This window comes from Vibrio sp. V19_P1S1T109, from assembly GCF_002241375.1.
GTDB lineage: Bacteria > Pseudomonadota > Gammaproteobacteria > Enterobacterales > Vibrionaceae > Vibrio > Vibrio anguillarum.
In genome coordinates this window covers 1-2102 of record NZ_NDIM01000332.1, presented here as the reverse complement: position 1 = coordinate 2102, position 2102 = coordinate 1, and the positions used below count along the sequence as shown (strand labels likewise).

General features: G+C 44.1%; 3 protein-coding genes. 2 read left to right on the top strand and 1 reads right to left on the bottom strand.

Annotated elements, in window-relative coordinates:
- Positions 1–152: 152 nt before the first annotated feature.
- Positions 153–1100: a M23 family metallopeptidase gene (locus B9J87_RS15755; protein ID WP_017044959.1), complete on the top strand. Its 948-nt coding sequence runs from the start codon at positions 153–155 to the stop codon at positions 1098–1100.
- Positions 1101–1108: 8 nt separating this feature from the next.
- Positions 1109–1405: a bactofilin family protein gene (locus B9J87_RS15750; RefSeq protein ID WP_305951630.1), complete on the top strand. Its 297-nt coding sequence runs from the start codon at positions 1109–1111 to the stop codon at positions 1403–1405.
- 127 nt (positions 1406–1532) lie between these two features.
- On the opposite strand, the gene nagB is transcribed toward B9J87_RS15750, so the two are convergent.
- The coding region (nagB, locus tag B9J87_RS15745) for a glucosamine-6-phosphate deaminase (protein WP_141201586.1) at positions 1533–2102 on the bottom strand (570 nt) is incomplete at its 5' end.

Genomic DNA, 2102 nt, shown 5'->3' with positions numbered 1-2102 from the left:
CCTCTAAAAGCAGGCCAAGGATACGCTCCAATTCACAAACCGAACAATAAGAGGTGGGACGAGTATAGCCTTACAACGCAAAATGTTTTGACCCTGAGCATTCCCTGTTAGAATCGGCTGTACTGTTAACCATAGACGCTGTGAACGAATTCATGAAAGAAAGAGTGGTTGTTTCCGTTTCATCCATCCATGGGACGAAGCACTTTCATCTCGGTAAATGGTTCCGACATTTTTTAAAAGGTTTTGGCTATGTGCTGGTTGCCAGCATTCTCGCCACTGGCGGCGTTATCTATTACCTTCTTGATGAAGTCGATTTTGCTAAACTCAAGCAACAAGAGTTAGAGAGCCAGTCGATGTCACTGACTGAAGAAGTCACCTCTTTAAAGGAGCTAAAAAACAGCTTAGAGAATGACCTGCTCGAACGAGAAGAAAAGATGCAGGTTGTTTCAGACAGGCTCGGCGATCTTGAAAAAGTATTGGGTATGGATGAAAGCGGAGCGGAATTAGAATCACGTTTAGACACCGCCGCTATCACTTCTTCAGTTAGAATGGTGATGCTGACCCAAATACCCAGCGGTGCACCTGTGCATAATGCGAGAATTTCGTCAGGATACGGTGAGCGTATTCATCCTGTCACCGGCAACGTCAAAATTCACCGCGGGCAAGATTTTGCGGTTAACATAGGCACGCCAATTTATGCACCAGCCGATGGCGTTGCCGAAGTCACTCGCGCCAGTGATAAAGGGTCAGGCAATTTTTTACGCTTACAGCACTCTTATGGATTTACCAGCTCCTATTCTCATTTGCAAAAATTTGCCGTGAAAGGGGGCGATTTTGTACAGAAGGGCGACTTAATTGCTTATTCTGGAAACAGTGGGTTATCTTCTGGCCCACATTTGCACTATGAAATTCGATTTGTCGGCCGTTCATTAGATCCAAGACCTTTTGTTGATTGGGGCGTGAATGATTTTGAAACGATATTTAGTAAGGTAAGAGGTATCCGATGGGAATCTTTAGTAAACAAAGTCGAGCTAAGAGTCAGCACTCAGCTACAACTCTCATCGCAAAAGGCTGTTCCATTAGTGGGGAACTCAGGTTAGAAAGCGACATTCAAATTGACGGGTCGGTAGAAGGTCAATTGCACGTTGATAAAACCATCGTCATTAGTGAAACAGGCACGGTTAATGGTGAGCTGTACGCAGGCCACATCATCATTAATGGCGAGTTCCAAGGCACATGTCACGCGACTAAAATTGAAATTTTAAGCAAAGGGAGCGTCACAGGGTCTATTTATAGCGACGACTTGAGCATTGAACAAGGTGGGCGCTTTAATGGAGTAACCTACCCTGCCCCGGAGAAACAAGTAGTTGAATTAAAAGAAGCGAAAATCGCTGCTGAAGGTTAATTCAACTACCGATTTCGTTCGCACTTCCCCATTTGATAGAAAGTCCCATTTGCTACAAAGTGTAAAAAGGCCTGCTGATGTTAGCAGGCCTTTTGTTTATGAATGTCCTTTCCCAGCAGGGAGAGACTTAGAAACCTTCGATATTTTTTGCTTCTAATTCCGCAAAGTATTTTACGGTTTTCACTTTTAGTTCTTGAGTCGATGGTTCATCACATACAATCACTGATTTCGCGTGAAGTTGTAGTGCGGAGACTGTCCACAAATGGTTGACGCTTCCTTCCACGGCCGCTTGCAAAGCCAGCGCCTTATTGTGGCCTGTCACCAAAATCATGATCTCTTCTGAATCTAGCAGTGTGCCTACACCAATCGTTAGCGCGTATTTAGGAACTTGGTTGATATCACCATCAAAGAATCGAGAGTTTGCAATGCGCGTATCTTCTGTCAGTGTCTTAATGCGAGTGCGCGACGAAAGTGAAGAAGCAGGCTCGTTAAACGCGATGTGCCCATCATTACCCACACCGCCCATAAATAGATTAATGCGGCCGTATGATTTAATTTTGTCTTCATAGCGCTTACATTCTGCATCAACATCTGGTGCGTTGCCATTCAGTAAGTTGATATTTTCTTCTTGAATATCAACATGATTGAAGAAATTGTTATACATAAATGAGCGGTATGACTCCGGATGATTTTCAGG